The sequence below is a fragment of the uncultured Porphyromonas sp. genome, assembly GCF_902489635.1.
Taxonomy (GTDB): Bacteria; Bacteroidota; Bacteroidia; order Bacteroidales; family Porphyromonadaceae; genus Porphyromonas.
Map to the genome: position 1 here is coordinate 1 of NZ_CABUAN010000009.1, position 21494 is coordinate 21494.

Annotated in this window: 16 protein-coding genes and 1 riboswitch; of the genes, 15 read left to right on the forward strand and 1 reads right to left on the reverse strand. The window is 53.4% G+C overall.

All coding sequences use genetic code 11. The features are described 5' to 3' along the window. Positions 1 to 289 precede the first annotated feature (289 nt). On the forward strand, positions 290 to 1588 hold the full coding sequence (locus RDM37_RS03055) for an alpha-L-fucosidase (RefSeq protein ID WP_374043021.1): 1299 nt from the start codon (positions 290 to 292) through the stop codon (positions 1586 to 1588). Between the two features lie 348 nt (positions 1589 to 1936). Here the strand turns inward: RDM37_RS03055 and RDM37_RS03060 are convergent, their stop codons facing one another. Next, entirely contained in the window at positions 1937 to 4534 is a 2598-nt protein-coding gene (locus RDM37_RS03060; protein WP_308554892.1) for a T9SS type A sorting domain-containing protein, read from the reverse strand. Positions 4535 to 4859: 325 nt separating this feature from the next. Beyond that, a riboswitch (cobalamin riboswitch) is annotated at positions 4860 to 5138 on the forward strand. 42 nt (positions 5139 to 5180) lie between these two features. On the opposite strand from RDM37_RS03060, the gene RDM37_RS03065 reads away from it, so the two are divergent. The 14 genes from RDM37_RS03065 (at position 5181) to RDM37_RS03130 (ending at position 21452) form a co-directional block, all read left to right on the forward strand. Further along, the gene (locus RDM37_RS03065; protein WP_308554894.1) at positions 5181 to 5312 is read left to right on the forward strand and encodes a hypothetical protein; all 132 of its coding nucleotides are present in this window, start codon (positions 5181 to 5183) and stop codon (positions 5310 to 5312) included. 92 nt (positions 5313 to 5404) lie between these two features. After that, positions 5405 to 6877 carry a 4-hydroxyphenylacetate 3-hydroxylase family protein gene (locus tag RDM37_RS03070; protein WP_308554896.1) on the forward strand — a complete coding sequence of 491 codons (1473 nt, stop codon included), beginning with the start codon at positions 5405 to 5407 and terminating at the stop codon, positions 6875 to 6877. A gap of 12 nt (positions 6878 to 6889) precedes the next feature. Beyond that, complete coding sequence (locus RDM37_RS03075; RefSeq protein ID WP_297113302.1) at positions 6890 to 7183, forward strand: NifU family protein; 294 nt, start codon at positions 6890 to 6892, stop codon at positions 7181 to 7183. Positions 7184 to 7287: 104 nt separating this feature from the next. Beyond that, positions 7288 to 8574, forward strand: a complete 1287-nt coding sequence (locus RDM37_RS03080; protein WP_308554898.1) for an acetyl-CoA hydrolase/transferase C-terminal domain-containing protein — start codon at positions 7288 to 7290, stop codon at positions 8572 to 8574. Between the two features lie 15 nt (positions 8575 to 8589). Beyond that, positions 8590 to 9705, forward strand: coding sequence for a 4-hydroxybutyrate dehydrogenase (locus tag RDM37_RS03085; RefSeq protein WP_308554900.1), 1116 nt, complete (start codon positions 8590 to 8592; stop codon positions 9703 to 9705). 64 nt (positions 9706 to 9769) lie between these two features. Next, positions 9770 to 11128: an aldehyde dehydrogenase family protein gene (locus tag RDM37_RS03090; protein WP_308554901.1), complete on the forward strand. Its 1359-nt coding sequence runs from the start codon at positions 9770 to 9772 to the stop codon at positions 11126 to 11128. A gap of 542 nt (positions 11129 to 11670) precedes the next feature. Next, positions 11671 to 12186, forward strand: a complete 516-nt coding sequence (locus RDM37_RS03095; RefSeq protein ID WP_308554903.1) for a CD225/dispanin family protein — start codon at positions 11671 to 11673, stop codon at positions 12184 to 12186. A 103-nt stretch (positions 12187 to 12289) separates the two neighbouring features. Then, a complete protein-coding gene (locus RDM37_RS03100) occupies positions 12290 to 12844 on the forward strand; it encodes a CD225/dispanin family protein (RefSeq protein WP_308554905.1) in 555 nt (184 codons plus the stop codon). Positions 12845 to 13098: 254 nt separating this feature from the next. Further along, on the forward strand, positions 13099 to 15450 hold the full coding sequence (locus RDM37_RS03105) for a TonB-dependent receptor domain-containing protein (RefSeq protein WP_308554907.1): 2352 nt from the start codon (positions 13099 to 13101) through the stop codon (positions 15448 to 15450). Between the two features lie 126 nt (positions 15451 to 15576). After that, positions 15577 to 18291, forward strand: coding sequence for a TonB-dependent receptor (locus RDM37_RS03110; protein ID WP_308554908.1), 2715 nt, complete (start codon positions 15577 to 15579; stop codon positions 18289 to 18291). Positions 18292 to 18762: 471 nt separating this feature from the next. After that, entirely contained in the window at positions 18763 to 19491 is a 729-nt protein-coding gene (locus RDM37_RS03115; protein ID WP_299366358.1) for a pyridoxine 5'-phosphate synthase, read from the forward strand. Positions 19492 to 19514: 23 nt separating this feature from the next. Then, on the forward strand, positions 19515 to 20189 hold the full coding sequence (locus tag RDM37_RS03120) for a MotA/TolQ/ExbB proton channel family protein (protein WP_297113251.1): 675 nt from the start codon (positions 19515 to 19517) through the stop codon (positions 20187 to 20189). Between the two features lie 32 nt (positions 20190 to 20221). Continuing rightward, complete coding sequence (locus RDM37_RS03125; protein ID WP_299366362.1) at positions 20222 to 20671, forward strand: biopolymer transporter ExbD; 450 nt, start codon at positions 20222 to 20224, stop codon at positions 20669 to 20671. After that, complete coding sequence (locus tag RDM37_RS03130) at positions 20664 to 21452, forward strand: TonB family protein (RefSeq protein WP_308554910.1); 789 nt, start codon at positions 20664 to 20666, stop codon at positions 21450 to 21452. The genes RDM37_RS03125 and RDM37_RS03130 overlap by 8 nt, the downstream gene beginning before the upstream one ends. Positions 21453 to 21494: the final 42 nt, after the last annotated feature.

The window sequence follows — 21494 nt, forward strand, 5'->3', positions numbered from 1 at the left end:
GTGGATATTCGAGAAAGGAGGGAATCGGACGAATTTCCCCGTAAAGATATGTAAACAGGGATTAGAGGTTAGAGCTTAGAAGTTAGAGGTTAGAGGGCAGGGGTGACACATTATTATATATAGTGAACTCATCCAAGCCTCGTTTGTCGCTATGTGTAGCTCCTGACAGAGCGATTATAAGGCGTCAGAGATTAGAAGTGCTCTTGTCTTGCTAGCTGGGGTGGGGTGCGTCACGAATCATTTTCGTAAGTTTGCGGAGTCAATCGATATAGGCAACGAATAACAAACTATGAGACGACGCTTACTATGGATAGTTATGCTGCTGGTAGGGTGCGGAGCCCTCTTTGCTCAGCGTAGCTACACACCATCGCCATGCAATCTGCAGGCGCGAGAGGCTTTTGAGGAGAGCCGACTAGGTATCTTCATTCACTGGGGGCTGTATAGTATGTATGCTCAGGGGGAGTGGTATCTCAACTCTGGCAAGCTCAACAAAGATGAGTATGCTAAGGCTGCTTCATGCTTCTACCCGATACGCTTTGATGCTACGGCGTGGGCTAAGGCTATCAAGCGGTCAGGCGCACGCTATGTGACCTTTACGACGCGGCATCATGATGGCTTCTCGATGTATCATACGGAGACGAGCGACTACAACATTGTCGACGCTACCCCCTTCGGGCGGGATGTGCTGAGCGAGCTTGCCGAGGCGTGTAGGGCTGAGGGGCTCAAGCTACATCTCTACTACTCGATCCTCGACTGGATCCGCCCAGACTATCCTCTAGGTAGGACGGGGCTACACACGGGGCGGGTCATGGCGTCTGACTATGACTCCTACTTTGCCTTTATGAAGGCGCAGCTCCATGAGCTGTTGACCCGATATGGCGAGGTGGGGGCTATCTGGTTAGATGGTTATTGGGATCACGACAGCGACTCGATCCCGTTTGACTGGAGGATGGAGGAGCTATACGCATACATCCATAAGCTTCAGCCCTGCTGTCTGATAGGCAATAACCACCATATCTCGCCACTTGAGGGCGAAGACTTTCAGATGTTCGAGCGTGACCTGCCAGGCGAAAACAAAGCGGGTCTCTCGGGGCAGCAGATCAGCCACTTGCCTCTGGAAATGTGCCAAACGATGAATGGCATGTGGGGTTATAAAGTTGCTGATACAAACTATAAGAGTACTGCCGAACTGGTCGAGCTACTAGTCCGCGCCGCTGCCAAGGGAAGCAATCTACTACTCAATGTGGGGCCACAGCCCAATGGCGAGCTACCAGAGCAGGCCATCGAGCGGCTCAACGGAATCGGGGACTGGATGGAGCGCTATGGAGAGACGATCTACGGGAGCCAGGCGGGGCTCATTGCCGAGCAACCTTGGGGCGTCTCCACAACAAAGGGGGCGAAACTCTACCTCCATATCTTTGAAGATGTGGAGCAGATCCAGATCTCTCTGCCACAGACCCCAACGGCAGTGGTGGACTATATCACACGTGAGCCGATAGCCTATACGCGTACTGATAGTGGCGCGCTGCAGCTGACCATCCGTCGCCCCGCAGGTCTCATCGACTACGTGGTCGAGGTCGCGCTGTGAGCGACTCCGCGTGCTCTGTGCTCGCTCCGACAATCATCCAGCTAGCGTAGCGACATACAATGAATGTAGTGACCCCTGCAGGAATGCTTTAGTATGCACTCCTACAGGGGTCGCTCTATGTATGGAGACTGTTGCATAAAGGCGAATCGCTGTGTTGCTTTCGGGATTCGGCTTCGGTCACATACGGAGGTATGCTTCCCTCAGACCTCACCCTCAGCGCCTTGCGCTTCATCCTTTCTGCAAAGTCTGAACAATCTTGCTAGCAAGATTGTGAGACTGTTGACTTTTGCAACAGTCTCATGTATGGAGACTGCGTGTGTTAGTCCGCAGTCTGGTAGACGACGAAGCTTATCGGATGATCACAGGCGTTAGTACCATCTTGCCGTCACGCTCGGTAATCCGTGCTACGTAACGTCCTGCTGGCAGCTCTGCTACGGAGAGAGTAGTTTCTGGCATGTTGGTCTGCGTTGTGGCTACAAGCGAGCCATCGCTAGCGAAGAGCTCGATAGTGCTGCCGATAGTCGTGCGGATGGTGATATAGTCTGTTGCGGGGTTCGGATAGAGTGCGACAGAGGCATCAGTTGGAGCTTGCAGAGCTGTCTCTTTTTGGAAGAGGATCTCTACGTTAGTCTCCTGGAGCACTTCGAACTCCATGCCCTCTAGGGGCTTTCCATTGACGAGTATCGACTGAATCTTGTAGCCTGCTTCAGGCGTTACAGAGAGCTGTAGCCGGACACCCATGGGAACTTCACTGTAGGGTTGATAGTTCACAATAGAGGCAGAGCCATGCTCTCCTACTGTGAGGTGTACAGGACACATCGTGTAGCCTTCAAATTCGATATACTTTGGCTCGGACTTGGTGCTTTGGAATACTTTCCAAGACTTTTGAAGAACCATCTCTACCTGATTTCTAGAGATAGCATTGCCGTAGAGACTATCCTGAGCTACTACATAAAACTCGCCCACACCATACTCTTTGTTAGGAAGCTGGTCGATGAGAGCCTGCATCTTATCACCTCTGATCTGATTGCCCTCTATGTCTAGTGCTACTAGCTCCTCGCACTCCGTAGGCAGGGTTAGCTCGGTCAGCTTATTGTAGGGGAGATATAGGTTAGATAGGTTAGATAGAGAGGTGACATCTACACTGCTCAGCCCGCATGCAGATAGATTGAGCCAGAAGATGCTGCCGCAGGGGGTTAGGTCTAAGCCGGTCAGGGGGGTCTCTGCTAGGTTAAGCTGCGCTAGATCTGGACAGCCGGTGAGATCGATAGTGGATATGTTATTGCCAGCTAGGAGTAGCTTGGTCAACCACTCGAGACCTTCTAGATTGATGGTGGAGAGATGGTTGCCGTTTAGATTTAACTCTATAAGCTCAGGTAGGGTAGTGGGGTCGAGAGCCGTAAGCTGGTTGTTTGCTAGATATAGGAAGCTCAAGTTTCCGACAGGCTTACAGTCGAAAGCAGTCAGCTGGTTATCATTGCAGTTGAGCAAGGCTAGGTGAGGCGTATTTGATAGGTCTATATTCGTCAGTTTATTGTTAGACAGATCGATACGGTTCGTTGCTGACTCAGGAGCGAATGTTATCTCTGTGAGCTTATTATTCGAGGCATTGAGATTATCGAGTGCTGGCTGGTGTGATAGATCGATCGTTGTGAACTGATTGTTTTGCATCCACAGCTCCTCGAGGAGCGGATTGTGAGAGAGGTCTATCTGAGTCAAGCTATTGTCACTAATGTTCAAGCGCTTCAAGCTCTGGAGAGAGGATACGTCTATATCTGTCAGGGCGTTTTCATAGCAGAAGAGGCCCTCTAGATCGCCATATATCGTGATAGTGTTAGTCTCTACGGCATGCTTGCCCTCAGGGAGCCCTTTCTCATTGTCTTGACAGATGCCATCGTTGTTCCAGTCGATCCATGCTTTGTCTTTCTGAGACTCATCAACTAGCTGCGCAGAGATAGTCCACTGCGAGACACCACTAGTCGTCAGGGTCGCATGGGGCATAGGTACGGGTATCTCTTCATATCCCTTGTAGATGCGCCAGTTCTTGCTTTGAGCCTCTCGGAGGGCTTGCGGAGATACTTGATTTCCTTCGGGAGTTGTCGTACTTGTTTTGACCGCCTTGAGGGTCCCTGACTCTTGTCCAGATAGATCAGGCAGGCTCTTGATAAAGCTATTAAAAGCTTCCTCTGAGAGCTGGTTGTCATAGAGTTCGATCTTCTTAATAGGAGCCGATGGACTGACTAGGAGCTTGGTCAGACTGTTTTCACTACAGTCTAGAGCGTTGAGTGCAGCTGCTGAGGAGAGATCTAGCTCGGCTATTTTATTTCTCCAGCAAGAGACCTCCTCTAGCTTAGTCAGTCCAGACACGTTGAGTGCCGTGAGCTGGTTCTTGTAAGCTGACACCTTGATGAGATTTGTACAAGAGGAGAGATCCAGCTGCGACAGTTTATTCTTGTAGCACTCCAAGAGCTTGAGTCGTGTCATGCCACTCAGATCTAGCTGTGTTAACTCGTTGCCATCACATACGAGCGTATCGATGAGGGTCAGACCGTTCATCTGAAGGGTCGTCAACCCCGCCTCTGTAGCATCGAGTATGCGCAGCTTAGGGCTACCGGTCAGGTCGAGAGAGGGTATGCTGTTTGTGTGGCAGATGAGTACCTCTAGCTCTGGAGCGTGGAGCGTGAGAGACGTAAGTTTGTTCCAGAAGCATCGTAGAGCTGTTAGGTCGCGGCCGTATACTTTGACTGACTTGCCTTCTGTGGTGTAGCTGTTGATCTTCGTCGGCAAGCTAGGGTCTGTAGAGACCTGTAGCTCAGTGAGTGAGCCGCTGCCATAGTCGACTCGTATGGAGCCAGAGCGGGATGATACCCATAGATTGAACTCTGTCCCAGTCGCATAGGCACCATTCATCTCTGCGACAAGGTCTTCTTGTGCTGTCAGAAGCATGCTTTGCGATAGTGACAGGCAAATAATTAGGACGCATCCTAGTAGTAATCTAATCCTTTTCATGTTTGTTCGTATTATGGATTTATGTTTTCTCCTATGCTTAGTGTCTTCTGCTACACGAGATAGCAATTGTCAAGGTGAGTCATCGTACTAAACTCGTAGCATCTACTGAGTTGCGTCAGCTCTAGGCAAAGATATCAAAAAAAGAGATTAGGAGTTAGAGATTAGAAATTAGATGTTGGCTAGTGGCTCTAGGGACTCTAGTGGAACTAGTGACTCTAGCCAACGGCTAACAGCTTCTTGTGGTTGGATTAGAATATATTATGTACCTTTGCGGTGCATAGGTGTACGAGGAACAACCAATCTTGTCACCCCGTCTGAATAGGGAACTTGGTGCGAAGCCAAGACTGTACTCTCAGCTGTAACTCCTGAAGTGTGCCCCTGCATTATGATGTCACTGTAGCACGACCCCTACTAGCCTTCGCGTGAAGGTACCGTAGGTAGCTATGGGAAGACTCAGGGTATCGCCCGTTTTGTACGACTCGATGTGAGCTATACGAACTAGGGAGAAGTCAGAAGACCTGCCTGTGCCATAGGACTTTTGTTTTCAGAGCTAGGAAATAAAAAGAATGACAGCGGGACATATATGGCTTCACATAGTGCGTATGATCGAGTCCATAGCAGTGAGACTGGCTATGCGGCTCCCTCTCGTTGTGTCTACACGCATCAGTCACACTCTACTGCCAGCCGGGAGGTCTTGGCAGGCTTCGCCCTGTAGGCGTGTGACGCTGCCCGTAACTTCTGCTCTGTATCTCGATCGTCCTACTCTGACGCACGACGATTCTATTCACTTTATACAGAAAAGAAGTTATGAAAACACGCGAAGAGTACATCGAGAGCCTTAGAGCTCTCCATCTCAATGTCTACTTCATGGGCAAGAAGATCGACAACCCTGTCGACCACCCCATGATCCGTCCATCGCTCAATTCGCTAGCGATGACCTATGAGCTGGCGCAGCAGGAGGAGTACAAGGATCTGATGACCGCTACCTCCAACATTACGGGCAAGACGATCAATCGCTTCTGCCACATTCACCAGAGTGCTGAGGACCTCGTCAAGAAGGTCAAGATGCAGCGTCTCCTCGGCCAGAAGACCGCTAGCTGCTTCCAGCGCTGTGTCGGTATGGATGCCTTCAACGCTATCTGGTCTACCACCTATGAGATGGACGAGGCGTGTGGCACTAACTATCACCAGCGCTTCAGAGACTATGTACAGTACTGCCAGGACAACGACCTCGTCGTAGACGGTGCTATGACTGACCCAAAGGGCGACCGCAGTCTCTCACCCTCACAGCAGGAGGACCCCGACCTTTACGTCCATATCAACGAGATACGCCCTGACGGTATCGTCGTCACGGGGGCCAAGGCTCACCAGACTGGCTCGGTCAATTCGCACGAGCACCTGATCATGCCTACCTGCTCGATGCGTGAGGAGGATGCTGATTACGCTGTCTCTTTTGCCATCCCCAGTGATGCCGAGGGCGTTACGATCATCTACGGTCGCCAGTCTTGCGACACGCGTAAGATGGAGGAGGGCGCAGACATTGACCTGGGTAACTCCACCTTCGGAGGTCATGAGACGCTCTTCATCATGGATCATGTCTTCGTACCTATGGAGCGTGTCTTCATGTGCCGTGAGTATCAGTTCTCCAATATGCTTGTCGAGCGCTTCGCTGGCTATCACCGTCAGTCCTATGGTGGCTGTAAGGTTGGTGTGGGCGACGTCCTGATCGGTGCTGCAGCTCTGGCTGCTGACTACAACGGCGTGCCTCGGGCTTCGCACATCAAGGACAAGCTGATCGAGATGGTTCACCTCAATGAGACGCTCTACGCTTGCGGTATCGCTTGCTCGGCTGAGGGCAAGAAGACTAAGTCGGGCAACTACCTGATCGATATGCTTCTAGCCAACGTCTGTAAGCAGAATGTAACTCGCTATCCTTACGAGATCACACGTCTCGCTGAGGACATAGCAGGCGGTCTGATGGTTACGATGCCTAGCCAAGCTGACCTGCAGCACGAGGAGGTTGGGCCACTCGTACGTAAGTACCTCGCTGGCGCTAAGGGCACGGACACGGTGAATCGTATGCGCATCCTACGTCTGATCGAGAACCTCACGCTCGGTACCGCAGCCGTAGGTTACCGCACGGAGAGTCTACATGGTGCTGGCTCACCACAGGCTCAGCGCATTATGATCTCGCGTCAGTGTAATATGGAGGCAAAGAAGGAGCTGGCTCGTCAGATAGCTCATATCGACACCTCTCTAGATAAGCCTCAGGGCAAGTAGTCCCTATCTCTTATGACAGATCTATCCTCTAGGGTAGACGAGATCACGACCATCATCAGTAGCTGTGTGCGTCCCCAGCTCCAAGCACACGGGGGCGACATAGCACTGCTGAGGGTCGCTGGCGAAGAGGTCTTCGTCAAGGTCTCGGGGAGTTGTCAGGCATGCCCCTCGCTCAGTAGCACGATCCAAGAGGTGGTGCAGGAGACGCTACGCAGCGAGCTGGGGCTCCCCACCCTAACGGTCACCGTAGACGACAGCGTCAGCGATGAACTCATCGCCGAGGCGCTCCGGATCATACGAAAATAAGGGCTCTTAGCTCTTAGCTGTTGGCTGTTGGCACTAGCACTCCGATGGCTCCGATAGCTCTAGCTAACAGCCAATCTCTAACCTCTAACCTCTAATCTCTCTATATGTCTATCCCATTTAGTAGTATCTCTCCAGACGAAGCGGTCTCCCATATACAGGACGGTGACTTCGTCGTACTATCTCATGCGGCCGCTGTACCGCAAGCGTGCGTCGCTGCCTTAGCTCGAAACTATGAGCACTTTCACAACGTCCGCATCTTCCACATGGTCACCTTGGGCGAAAGCCCCTACACAGCACCCGAGATGGAGGGACACTTCAGACTCGTGACCAACTTCGTTGGTGCCAACACGCGTCCCGCTGTCGATGAGCAGCGCGCGGACTTCGTCCCCTCCTACTTCTACGAGGTGCCATCGATGATGCAGCCCGGGGGAGTCTTTCACCCCGACGTGGCTATCGTGCAGCTCTCTTATCCTAACGAGGAGGGCTACTGTAGCTTCGGCACCTCCTGTGACTATAGCAAGCCCGCCGCTGAGCAGGCGCGAATCGTCATCGGAGAGCTCAATAAGCAGATGCCATTCGTAGGCGGAGACAACCTCATACATATCTCTCAGCTCACACATATCGTCGAGGCCGACTACCCACTCTACGCGCTTGACCTGCCACGCATCGGAGAGGTCGAGGAGGCTATCGGACGCAACTGCGCAGAGCTCATACAGGATGGAGATACGCTCCAGCTCGGCATCGGAGCGATCCCCGATGCTGTCTTGCTCTTCCTCAAGGATAAGAAGGATCTCGGCATACACTCCGAGATGGTCTCTGACGGTGTGGTCAAGCTCATCAAGGCTAATACCATCACGGGCCGGTGCAAGACGCTCCTCCCCAACAAGGTGGTCGCTACCTTCCTCATGGGTACGCAAGAGCTCTATGACTTTGCGCACAACAACCCAGCCATCGAGATGCGTCCCGTCAACTATGTCAACGATCCGCGCATCATCGCCCAAAACGATCACCTCGTGAGCATCAATAGCTGTATCGAGGTAGACCTCATGGGGCAGGTGGTCTCGGAGGCTATGGGCTTGCGACAGTTCAGCGGTCCAGGCGGACAGGTAGACTTCGTGCGTGGTGCCGCTTGGTCTAAGGGCGGGCGCAGCATCATTGCTATCCCCTCCACGGCACGCCGAGGCACCGCCTCCCGCATCGTACCCCTACTCACGGAGGGTGCTGCCATCACTACCTCTCGCAACGACGTGGACTACATCGTCACCGAGTATGGCGTAGCGCACCTCAAGGGCAAGTCGCTCCGTGAGCGAGCCTTGGCACTGACAGCTATCGCTCATCCCAATTTCCGCCCCGAGCTAGAGGCGGAGTGCAAGAGAAGATTCAAACTATAACAATACATTCTTACTATGCAACTATTCAAGCTCAAGACGGTCATCGACCAGTTCGATACCTTTGCAGACTTTGCCAAAGCCTTTGCACTCGGGGAGCGTGATCTAGTCATCACCAATGACTTCCTCTACGAGCCCTTTATGAAAGCCTCCCAGCTACCCTGCCACTTCGTCATGCAGGAGCACTACGGCATGGGAGAGCCCTCGGAGGAGATGATGAATCAGATCCTCCACGACCTCCAGGGCACAGACTACGATCGTGTCATAGCCGTAGGCGGTGGCACGGTCATCGACATCTCCAAGCTCTTTGTGCTGCGTGGCTTGACAGACGTGATGGACGCTTTTGACAAGAAGATCCCGCTCGTCAAGGAGAAGCAGCTCATCATCATCCCCACGACCTGCGGTACTGGTAGCGAGGTGACCAATATCTCCATCGCTGAGATCAAGAGCCGCCAGACGAAGATGGGACTCGCCGATGATGCCATCGTAGCTGACAATGCGGTCATCATACCTGAGCTGCTGAGGGGGCTGCCCTTCAAGTTTTACGCTTGCAGCGCCATCGATGCGCTGATACATGCTGTGGAGTCCTTCCTCTCGCCCAAGTGCAATCCCTACACCGCTATCTTTAGCGAAGCTGCTTGGCAGATCATCATCCCGGTCTTCCAGAAGATACGAGACAAGGGTCCCGACTACCGCTTCGACTGTATGGGCGAGATGATTATGGCGAGCAACTTCGCGGGCATCGCCTTTGGCAATGCGGGTGTTGGTGCTGTCCATGCGCTCTCTTATCCGCTCGGTGGCACCTATCACGTACCGCACGGAGAGGCAAACTATCAGTTCTTCACCGAGGTCTTTAAGGCTTACGAGCGCAAAGCTCCAGCTGGTCAGATGCAGCTCCTCAAGGAGAAGCTCGCCAAGCTGATGGGTTGTACGCCCGCCACGCTCTTTGACGAGATCGACGCACTACTCTCAGCTTTGATCGCCAAGAATTCGCTTCGCACCTACGGTATGAAGGAGGAGGAGATCGAAGGCTTTGCCGATGCGGTCATCGCTACGCAGCAGCGCCTCCTTGCAAACAATTACACACCCCTCACACGGGACGAGATCAGAGACATCTACAAGGCTCTCTACTAATAAAGCTATCATGAGACTGTTGCAAAAGTCTCATCACACAATTCAATCTATAAACAACCATATCATGGATATCAAAGAAATGGTCTCTCTAGCACGAGAGGCACAGAAGGATTACCAAGCACGCTTCGACCAGGACGCTGTAGACCAGGTCGTCAAGGCTCTCTGTCGTGTCGTCTATGACAATGCTGAGATGCTCGCTCGTGAAGCGGTCGACGAGACCGAGATGGGCGTCTATGAGGACAAAGTAGCTAAGTGCCGCAACAAGTCAAAAGGCGTATGGAGCAACCTCCAGGGCAAGAAGAGTATGGGCGTACTAGACATCGACGAGAAGACCGGTCTCATCAAGATCGCTAAGCCCGTAGGTGTCGTCGCTGCTATCACCCCGACGACCAATCCGATCGTCACACCGATGGCAAACATCGCCTTCGCCCTCAAGACGCGCAACGCTATCATCGTATCGCCACACCCACGCTCTAAGAACTGCTCCGCACATACCATCCAGCTCATACTGGAGCGTCTCAAGGACTTCAACGTTCCCGAGCACCTCATCCAGTGCGTCACCGAGCCCTCTATCCAAGCCACGCAAGACCTTATGGCGGCTGTCGACGTCGTAGTCGCTACCGGAGGTATGGGTATGGTACACTCTGCTTACTCTTCGGGCAAGCCCTCCTTTGGCGTAGGTGCTGGCAACGTGCAGGTCATCCTCGACGAGCATATCGACTACAACGAGGCTGCCGAGACCATCATTCGCGGACGTATCTTCGACAACGGCATCATCTGCTCTGGTGAGCAGTGCTTCATCTATCCTGAGCAGCACCGGGAGGAGATCTTCCAGGCCTTTAAGGATCACGGAGCTTACTTCGTACCAGCTGAGGAGCATGACAAGCTAGTCAATACGCTCTTTGTCAATGGCTCCATCAGCCGCGACGTCGTCGGCAAGAGCGTACAGCACATTGCTCAGCTCGCCGGCATCTCCGTACCCGAGGGCACTCGAATGCTCATCGTTCCTGCCAAGGGCGTCGGCACGGCCGATCCTATTTGCAAGGAGAAGATGTGCCCCGTGATGACCTGTCTGCCCTACAAGCACTTTGACGAGGCTATCGAGATTGCCAATACCAACCTCAAGATGGAGGGTAGCGGCCACACGGCAGGCATCCACTCGAACAATCAGGGCAACATCATCAAGGCTGGTGACGAGATCACCATCTCGCGTCTCATCGTCAACGCTCCCTGCTCGATTACGGCTGGTGGATCGATCCAAAACGGTCTCTCCGTGACCACAACTCTAGGATGTGGTAGCTGGGGCAATAACTCTATCTCGGAGAACCTTACCTACAAGCACCTACTCAACATCTCTCGCATCGCTCGTATGTCGCCACACGTTCACGTGCCGACCGACGAGGAGATCTGGGCGATGAACTAAGTGTGCTAGCGCAGACGCTCTGCGCCCGCTACGACTTAGAGTGCACTTAATGAGACTGTTGCAAAAGTCAACAGGCTCACAATCTTGCTTGCAAGATTGTCCTGACTTTGCAGAAAGGATGAAGCGCAAGGCGCTGAGGGTGAGGTCTGAAGGGAGCATACCTCCGTATGTGACCGAAGCCGAATCCCGAAAGCAACACAGCGATTCGCCTTTATGCAACAGTCTCCTAATGCAACGCTCCCGATGAGGCATCGCTCCTCGTCGGGAGCGTTCTATTTATCTATATGCCTCAGTGTCACAGCTGTTTTCCAAAAAAGCTTTCCAGCCTTGGAAAATAAAATTTCCAACGCTGGAAATTTTGTTTTCCAACGCTGGAAACTTTGTTTTCCAACGGAGGAAAACTTTCGCACCTCAACTCGGTCGAGTAGCGATGGCACTTTCTCGAGATGAGCTGTCGGTCTCCATGGTGAGAGGTGCGGTGCCTGAGTAGATCTCTTGTCTACAAACATTTAGTACCTTTGGCTGTGTGCTAAACAAATCTCATGAAGCAATACTACATCATTCAGAATGATCAGCCAGCTGGACCCTATACGATAGAGGAGCTTGCCGCAATGGAGATCACACCCGACACGATGGTCTGGGCTGAGGATATCGTTGACTGGATACCCGCTTATCAGGTGAGCGAGCTGAACTCGCTCTTTGCTTCCACGACGGCACAGACGCCTCCTCCTTATCAGGAGCCATCTAGTCGGGCGACTGAAGCTCCTCGCTACGACACTGCAGGCCTAGTGGATTGGCCATCGGCTCGTCCTCCTATGCCACCGACCTATCTCGTCTGGAGTATCCTTGTGACCATCTTTCTCTGTCGCATAGCAGGAATTGTTGCGATTGTCTACTCTACACAGGTCTCCTCTTACTACCACGCTGGCAACTATGAGGGAGCCGCCTATGCTAGCCGTCAAGCTCGCTGGTGGGTTAGAGTCCCAGTTTTCATCTATCTTGCGTTTCTCCTAGCATTTCTCATTGGAGAAGTAATTAGATGGATCACTAACGGGTGAATCAATGGGGCGAAACAGATAGAGACGCAAACAACTCTTTCAGCTATTTGCTAACAACTTCGAAAATGCTACCTTTGTGGTGTAATAAACTAATCAATCTTCGATGAAGCAATACTATATCATTCGCAATGACCAGCAAGCTGGCCCCTACACGCTAGATGAGCTAGCCGCGATGGGTATCACGCCCGACACGATAGTCTGGACGGAGGGTATGACCGACTGGACGCCTGCCCGTCAGGTGAGCGAGCTGAACTCGCTCTTTACAAGGAGTGCGCAGACACCGCCCAGCTACAGCACCCCTAACTATGGAGCACCATCGGCTCCGCAGTATCATAGCGCGCCGCAGTACTATCGTCCCCCGCAGTATAGTACACCAGCCGAGCGTCCTCCTATGCCCCAGACCTACCTCGCATGGAGTATCGCTGTGACACTCCTCTGCTGCCTCGTCGGCGGTATCGTGGCGATCGTCTACTCTTCGCAAGTATCCTCTCGATATATTGCGGGTGACTACGAGGGTGCTGAATATGCTAGTCGTCAGGCTCGTATATGGATCATCGTCTCGGCCTGCGTCGGCTTTGTTGTCGGCATAGTTTACACTATCTGGGCTATCTTTTTTAGCACTTCATTGGCTGCCCTTTCTGGAGGTTATAGCATCTAGAGACCTTTATAATATATAGTGAGATCAGGTCGTGGAGTCTAAGTGCTCTGCGACCTGATCTCTTTTTAATAAGAGGGGCTCAAAGGGGAAATCTCTCGCAAACCTGCCGATATATGGTGCCAAAAGATACGTTTCTCAACTAAGTGGCGGGCAATTTTGATTTAGTTGCGATCTATGGTACGACTCCGCACTAATTGACCCTTTATTCGATGACGGTTGCTTACATTTGCACGCAAAATGCAAAGTGTAAGTACATGATGAACCTACGACAACTACTTTTTCTCCCCTTGGCGAGTCTACTCTTCTTGCCACTACAAGGGGCTATCGACGAGATGCCTACTGTTGCAGACTCGACGATGACCTACGAACTGGACGAAGTGAGGGTCCTAACCCGTCGTCCGCTACTGCGCCAGGCAGGTCTCCTGATGAGTACTCCTGGCGCGATGAGTCTCGTGACTCCGACGATGCTTCGTGAGTACGACATCAAGCATCTGTCTGACTTGACCGCGGTAGTTCCTAATCTCTACATGCCGGACTACGGCTCGCGTCTCACCTCGCCGATCTACATGCGTGGTATCGGCACGCGTAGTGGCGGGCAGTCCACCGCATTCTTTATCGATGGCGTCCCCGTGCTCAATAGCTCGATCAATCGTTACCTCCTTGGTATCGAGTCTGTAGAGGTGATGAGCGGTGCACTGAGCAACATCTACGGGCGTAACGCTATGGCGGGAACGATCCTCCTGACCTCTCGCTCTCCTATTGACGATCCCGCACTGGATGTACGTGCTAGAGCGGGTAATCATGGGATCGTCGAGGGCGCTGCGCGACTAGCACACGCCTTTAACTCCAAGGTGGGTCTCGCCCTTGGGGGGTATTACAATAGAAATAACGGCTTCTATACCAATGCTTTCGATGGCACGCCAGCTGATGCTGAGGAGGCGTATGGTGCCAACATGCACTTCGAGTGGCGTCCTGATGCTTCGCAGAGGTTGCGCCTTGCGGGTGTATGGGATGGTGTACGGCAGGGTGCTTTCCCCTATGCGATGATCAACCCCAAGAGTGGCGAGACGATGCCGATCAACTACAACGCCCCGGGATCCTACGATCGCACCGTCGGGGAGGCGCGTCTAGCTTATGACAAGAGCTGGAACGAGGCGCGACTAGACTTCACCGCCAGCTACCAAGCACTACGAGACAACATGATGATGGATCAGGACTACACGGCTCGAGATATCTTTACGATCAATCAAAAGCAACGTCAAGATGCTGTCACGGCTGACCTCACCCTGCGCAATAAGGAGCAGATGACCTACAACTGGACACTGGGGCTCAATGGTATCTACCAGATGAACCACCTAGAGGTCCCCGTAGCGATACGCCCCGAGGGTCTGATGGCTATGATACAGCCTGGACTAAATAAGGCAAATAAGAATGACAAGGTACCTGTACAGATGATGGTCGACGCCTCTAAGGAGCGCGTCAATCACAACCTCTTTGACAAGAGCAGCTATGGCGTAGCCCTTTATCACGAGAGCAATCTGCACGAGCCGTTTGGCTGGACAGGCTTCGACCTTAACCTAGGTCTGCGTATCGACGCTGAGCGCCAGGCGATGGACTTCGACAGCGACTTTAGCCTAGGGCTAGAGGTGGCTCCAAAGGCTAAGCCTGAGGCAAAGCGGCACTTCGACGTGACCAGCCGCTTGGTGGGTGAGGGAGCCTATCAAGACTTCTTTCAGATCCTACCTAAGCTCTCTCTGAGCTATCGCCCCACGGCTGGTAGCTACCTTTTTGTCGCAGCCTCTAAGAGCTACAAGACAGGTGGATACAATGAGCAGATGATGACCGAGGTGCTGATGCAGCAGGCGCAGCACGAGATGATGGCACTCGTCATGTCACAGGGCAAGCAGCAGCCACAGGTACAGACGGGCGATGCTAACCTAGCCGCCTTTAAGCCTGAGCACGCTTACAACCTAGAGCTGGGCGGACGTCTCCTGACGCTACAAGATCGCCTCTTCGTGTCGGCTACGCTCTTCGGCTCATGGATACGAGACCTGCAGGTGGCACGCTTCGTGACCACCGGTACGGGACGCACGACGGTTAATGCCGGCAAGGCACTCTCGCTCGGTGCTGAGGCGAGTGTCAAGGCACGCATCTGGCGTTCGCTCACGATCTCTGCGCAGTATGGCTATACGCACGCTACCTTCCAAGACTATCTCACGAGCCGTGCTAATCCTAAGGGCGGTGCGCCAATAGAGGTGAACTATGAGGGTAACTACATCCCCTACGTCCCAGCGCATACCTACGCCACGATGCTCCAGCTGAATGAGCCTATCCAGACTTCCTGGCTCAAGGGCGTACTGGCCTCGGTAGAGCTACGTGGCAATGGCCCTATCTACTGGGACTCAGAGAATCAGCATCGCCAAGACCCCTACATGACGCTTGGAGCACGCCTCGGCGTACGTCTCCCCTACGTCACCGTAGCCATCTGGGGGCGCAACCTGACGGACACGCGCTATGCGACCTTCTACTTCCAGTCGTTTGGCAACTCCTTCCTCCAGCAGGCGCAGCCACGCACCTTCGGTGCTGACCTCTCCTTCCACTTCTAAAGGCGCCGATCATCAACAACAAAGCAAGCCACCCGTTCGTCAGAGCGGGTGGCTTTTTTTAATCTTTCGACAGTTGAGGCCCTCTAAGACGGAGACACACAGACATACGGACACACACGACACGCTATGCGACAGATACCGTTACGGAGTCTCTGCCTACTCCTGATATTTCACGCTTTATCCCTTACATTACCCGCCCAAGTGGTGACGACCGTACGAGGTGCCGTACGGGACGGCGCCAAGGCTCCTCTGGTGGGTGCCAACGTGGCATTCTATCGGGTCACGCCCTCTGGCGATAAGCAGCTCGTGGCGGGTGGTACGAGCGATAGCAAGGGGCGCTTTGCAATAGCTCAAGTGCCTCAGGAGCAACTCTCTCTAGAGGTCTCTTACATAGGCTATCTGAACTACCAAAAGAACCTGACGATCACGGCCGGGATAGACCTAGGCGTCATACAGCTCGAGGAGGATGCGCACCTGCTCGAAGTGGTGGTCGTAGAGGGTAAGGCGACCGATATGACGGTGCGAGGCGATACGATCTCCTTCAACGCTGATGCCTACAAGGTGCCACAGGGTGCTATGCTGGAGGATCTAGTCAAGCGTCTCCCAGGAGCAGAGATCGACGAAAATGGTCAGATCACCATCGGCGGACAGCAGGTGTCGAAGATCATGCTCGATGGTAAGGAGTTCTTTAGCGGGGATACGAAGGTCGCTATGCGCAATCTGCCGGCTGAGGTGGTCAATCAGCTGGAGGTGCTAAACCAGCAGAGCGACGAGGCGCGCGTCACGGGCTTTGACGACGATGAGGAGCAGACGGTACTCAACATCCGCACGAAGCCTGATATGCAACAGGGTACTTTCGGACACGCTCTGGCGGGTTACGGCTTGGGCAATCGCTATGAGCTCAACGGGATGCTCAACTACTTCTCCAAGCAGCACCAGACGACACTCATCGCTGGCAGTAATAATACAAATGGGCAGGGACTCTCGGACCTAGACCTAGGCGGTGGCTATGGTGGATGGGGGCGTGGAGGCGATAGACGTGGCGGTGGCTTCAGACCACAAGGTATCACCACCTCTGCACAGATCGCGGCTAATGAGACTTACACGCCTAATGATCGGCTGGAGATCAATGCGAATGCACGCTATGGTTACTCCCAAAACGATCTCTCGGCACGCACTGAAACGGAAAACCTCTTACCCGACAGCCCCAGTACATTTACCAATGAGACGACCGAGGCACTCAGCCGAGGGCACAATCTAGGGGGCGATGCCTATATCAAGTGGCAAGCGACAGACCGTACGGAGCTGATCTACCGCCCCGCTATACATTACAGCTGGGGCATGGATCAGGAGGCGCGTAACTACCGCACTGCGGATAGCGAGGATAGCGAGTTGCATCGAGGCAGTCAGGAGAATCTTCGAGAGCATCGTGGGTTACGCCTCTTCAACATGCTCCTCCTAGGGCATAAGCTCAACGATGAGGGACGCACCCTGAGCCTACAGCTCAACGGAGGCTTCCTCGGCGACAACGCTAGCACCGAGAGCCACTCGATGCTTCACTCGGTCGAGGGAGATCAGTCTCAGCAGACACTCTTGGAGGATCGCAGTCAGACCTTCAACTACCGCATACGCACAGGCTACGTAGAGCCACTCACAGAGCTGCTCTCGCTACAAGCGCAACTAGAGTGGGGCGACCGCATACGCAGCAGTGAGCGTGACTACAAGCAGCCCGACGCTACGGGTGCCTGGACGCAGCTAGACGCCACGATGGATACGAAGATGAATACTCGCCTGAGCTCGCTCAGTGGAGGGCTAGATCTCAAGGTGGCCAACAAGCTGATCGATCTGACCGTAGGACTACGCATCCGCCCTACCTGGATGACGACGAAGCAGTCGCAACTTGCGAGCCAAGAGCCTCTCGTGCGTCGTGAGACGATATGGGCTCCGTCGCTCAACTTTCGCTACACACCTAATAAGCAGACGATGCTTCGCCTAGGCTATTGGGGACGCTCGGAGATGCCTTCTGCAGGGCAGATGTACACGCTCCCCGATGCGACCAATCTGCGGGAGTCGATCGTAGGTAATCCGGACCTACGCCCCAGCTACCAGCATCAGCTGTTTGGTATGTTTCGCACTTTCATTCCTAGTACGAGCCAAGCGATCAATCTACGCTTCTTCGGGGCTTATACCCACCACGCTGTGATCAGCGACCAGATGGTCGATGCCAAGACACAGCGCCGACAGATCACCTACATCAATGCCGATGGGGGAGAGTATATGGTACATGGTAACGGCTCCTTTACGACGCCCTTCTTTACCAAGTCGCTGGCGCTGGCGGTCTCGCTAGGCTCGGCGTACAACTACCGCTTAGGGCGCATCAATGGCGTGACCAATGGATCGCACTCATGGACGTTCTCTCCGAACTTCTCCTTAGCCTACTCAAATAGCTGGCTCTACCTACGCGCTAAGGGAGGCGTCAGATACCACTACGGTAGCCAAAGTCTACAGATCGCCACCTCGCCACACACTTACGACTGGAATGCTGGAGGCGATGCGTCGGTGACGCTCCCGCTAGGCTTCAAGCTGGAGAGCGAGGCGATCTACACACAAGGGGTCGGATACCAAGAGCCGTACAATGTCGCCTCCGTACTGTGGAGTGCTGGGCTCTCTTACTCCTTCCTGAAGGATCAAGCAGCGACCCTACGCATCAAGGTGTATGATCTACTCAACCAGCAGCAGAGCATCTGGCGTCAGGTCACCGCTACGGAGATTAGCGATACCTGGTCCAATAGTCTCGGGCGCTACGCCATGCTACACTTCATCTACCGCTTCCGACTTTAGGAGATCAGAGGTTAGAGGTTAGGGTGGCAGCCCTGCCCTCTAATCTCTCCCTCTCCGAACTCTCCGATCCCTAATTTCTAATCTCTAACTTCTAACCTCTAGTCTCCATTTACACATCTTTACGGGGAAATTCGTCCGATTCCCTCCTTTCTCGAATATCCACGTGGGGAATCTCAAATCTCCACGTGGATATTTTTTATTCCCCACGTGGGTGCGAATCATTTCTTCCGAAGTTTCATTTCATTCCTCCGAAGTTTCATTTGATTCCTCCGAAGAATTTTTTATTCTCCACGTGGAGATTTTGAAATATCCACGTGGAAATCACTTTTCCCCGACACAGCACCGTATCGATATGTAGTCGACTCTAAATTATTGTAATGCGTCAGTCCTGGCTGGCGTTTGGTCTAAAGCGACCGTTTCGTCAGAAAGCTATATATTTGTAGCATTGAAAGTGTAGATTGACATTTATAGATGACGAGACTAAGCGTTAACATCAACAAGATAGCGACCCTCCGCAACGCACGTGGCGGAGACACGCCTAATGTAGTACTGGCAGCACGTCGCTGCCAAGAGTTTGGTGCCGAGGGGATCACGGTACACCCGAGGCCTGACGAGCGACACATCACTTATCAAGATGTGAGAGACCTCAGGGAGGTAGTCACCACGGAGTTCAACATCGAGGGCTACCCCTCTGACTCTTTCCTAGACCTCGTCTGCTCGGTACGTCCTGAGCAGGTGACGCTCGTGCCTGACAAACCTGATGCACTCACCTCCGATAGTGGCTGGGCGGTGGATGATTGTCGTGACCTGCTCAAGCCGATCATCGAGCGTCTGAAGCAGGCGGGCATACGTGTCTCGCTCTTCGTTGGTACCGACCCACGACACATCGAGGCCGCCGCAGAGATCGGTGCTGATCGTGTGGAGCTCTACACGGAGCCTTATGCGTCGCAGATGGCGCAGAGTGGTGATCCGAAGGTGATCGTTGCTCCCTTTGCGGAGGCTGCCCAGGTGGCTCACCGCGTCGGTCTAGGGGTCAATGCGGGTCATGATCTAAGTCGTGACAACCTCGCCTACTTCGTCCAGCATGTGACACCACTAGATGAGGTCTCCATAGGACATGCACTCATCAGCGATGCCCTTTACCTAGGTCTCGAGGAGACCATCGCACAGTATCTCCAACAAGCTCACTCTAACTCATAAACATACCCTTGCAAGAATAACTTATGTATCCTATACTTCAGATTGCCAATACAGTAGCTGAGCAGACAGCTACCGAACCCGCTACGATGTCTCTATGGGAGCTGGCGTGCGCTGGCGGATGGATTATGATCGTCCTTCTGCTCCTTTCGCTCGTTGCTATCTACGTTTTTGTAGCTAAGTATATCGAGCTGCGCAAGGTCAATCGTCCTGACGACTCCTTTATCGCACGCATCAAAGACTACCTCCAGATGGGGCGCAAAGATAGTGCGATAGCTCTCTGCAAAGAAAAGAACACCCCCGAAGCGCGCATGATCGAAAAGGGACTCAAGCGTCTCGGCCAGCCTGCCTCTGAGGTACTCCCCGCTATCGAAAACGTAGGCTCCTACGAGGTAGGACGTCTCGAGCGTGGACTACCCCTACTAGCGACCATCGCTGCGGGTGCTCCGATGATTGGTTTCCTAGGTACGGTGACCGGTATGGTGCAGGCGTTCTTTGACCTAGCCAATGCGCCTGGCGGTATTGATGTATCGCTTCTCTCGAGCGGTATCTACCAAGCGCTGGTTACGACTGTGGGCGGTCTGATCGTCGGTATCGTGACGCTCTTTCTCTACAACTACTTGGTCGGACAGATCAACCGCATCGTCAATCGTCTAGAGGCTAATACGCTAGACTTTATGGATGTGATCAACGAACTGTAAGCGATCGTGCTACACCCCTTAATGCTAAGCTCATGAGTATCAAGAGACGCAGTAAGCATATATCTGTATTTAGCATGGCATCGATGACCGATGTCATCTTCCTGCTGCTGATCTTCTTTATGGTGGTCAGTACGCTGGTGGTACCGAATGCGATCAAGGTCAATCTACCCTCCTCGCAGTCGACCGCCACGACGCAAGAGCCGGTGGCACGCATCACCATCGATGCCGAGGGCTACTACTACATATCCACAGAGAGTGCACCTGAAGTGACGATGCTACCTGTCGAGGAGCTAGAGGCTAGACTCTACGAGATAGGAGCTGCACACGACGAGGAGGAGGATCCTTACGTAGTCCTCTACGCCGACAAATCGGTGTCGTATGGTGAGATCGTCAAGGTACTCAACGCCTCGGCTACCGCTGGACTACGTATGATCTTGGCGACAGAAGCTTTACAAGATAATAGTACGGAGACAGATGTCTAAGGTTCGCTATGATAGATGGATCGCTGGAGGTGTAGCCTTACTGCTACATCTACTCGTCGTGGGCTTGCTCTTTTGGCTCAGTATGGATGCCTCTGAGCAAAAGCACACGAGAGATAAGGAGATATGGATCTCCGTCGGTGTAGACCCAGACTTTGGCGACAAGATCGAGCATCAAGGAGACTTGGTGGCTGCCGCATCTACCTCTGCTCGTCCTGCCTCTGCTGCCTCTGAGAGCGCACAGGCTGCGCCTCCTCAGCAACCAGCACCTAAGGCTCCTGAGGCTACCCCTACCCCACATCCTACGCCTACGCCTGCACGAGCTACGCCAACGAAAGAAAAGCCCAAAGCCGTGCAGAAGCCTACTGCTCCCTCTGAGCGTGATGTGGATAACAAGGTGGCTGGACTCTTCGATCGTAAGAAGCCGACAGGCGCTGAGTCTGGTACGGGCAAGAGCGATGCAGGTAGCGGTGTCGCTGACAAGGGGAGGGCTGGTTCCTCTGCTGGATGGTCGCTCGATGGTCGCTCGATTGTGGGCAATGGCGGACGACCTGTCATGCCGACACGCGTCCCCGACATACGTGGTACGGTCGTCGTCGAGATCACGGTGAATGCTGCTGGGCAGGTGATTGACGCTAAGGTGCGCCTGCGTGGTACCAACGTGGTGGACAGTGCACTCCGAGAGGCGGCTGTCAAGGCGGCTCGCAAGACTCGCTTTAATGCTTTGGGTGGTGTGCCTGATCAAAAGGGCACGATCACCTATCACTTTGATGTCAAGGGCTAGCTTGCTGACCAACCTTGACAAGAGACTCTTAATTACCTAACA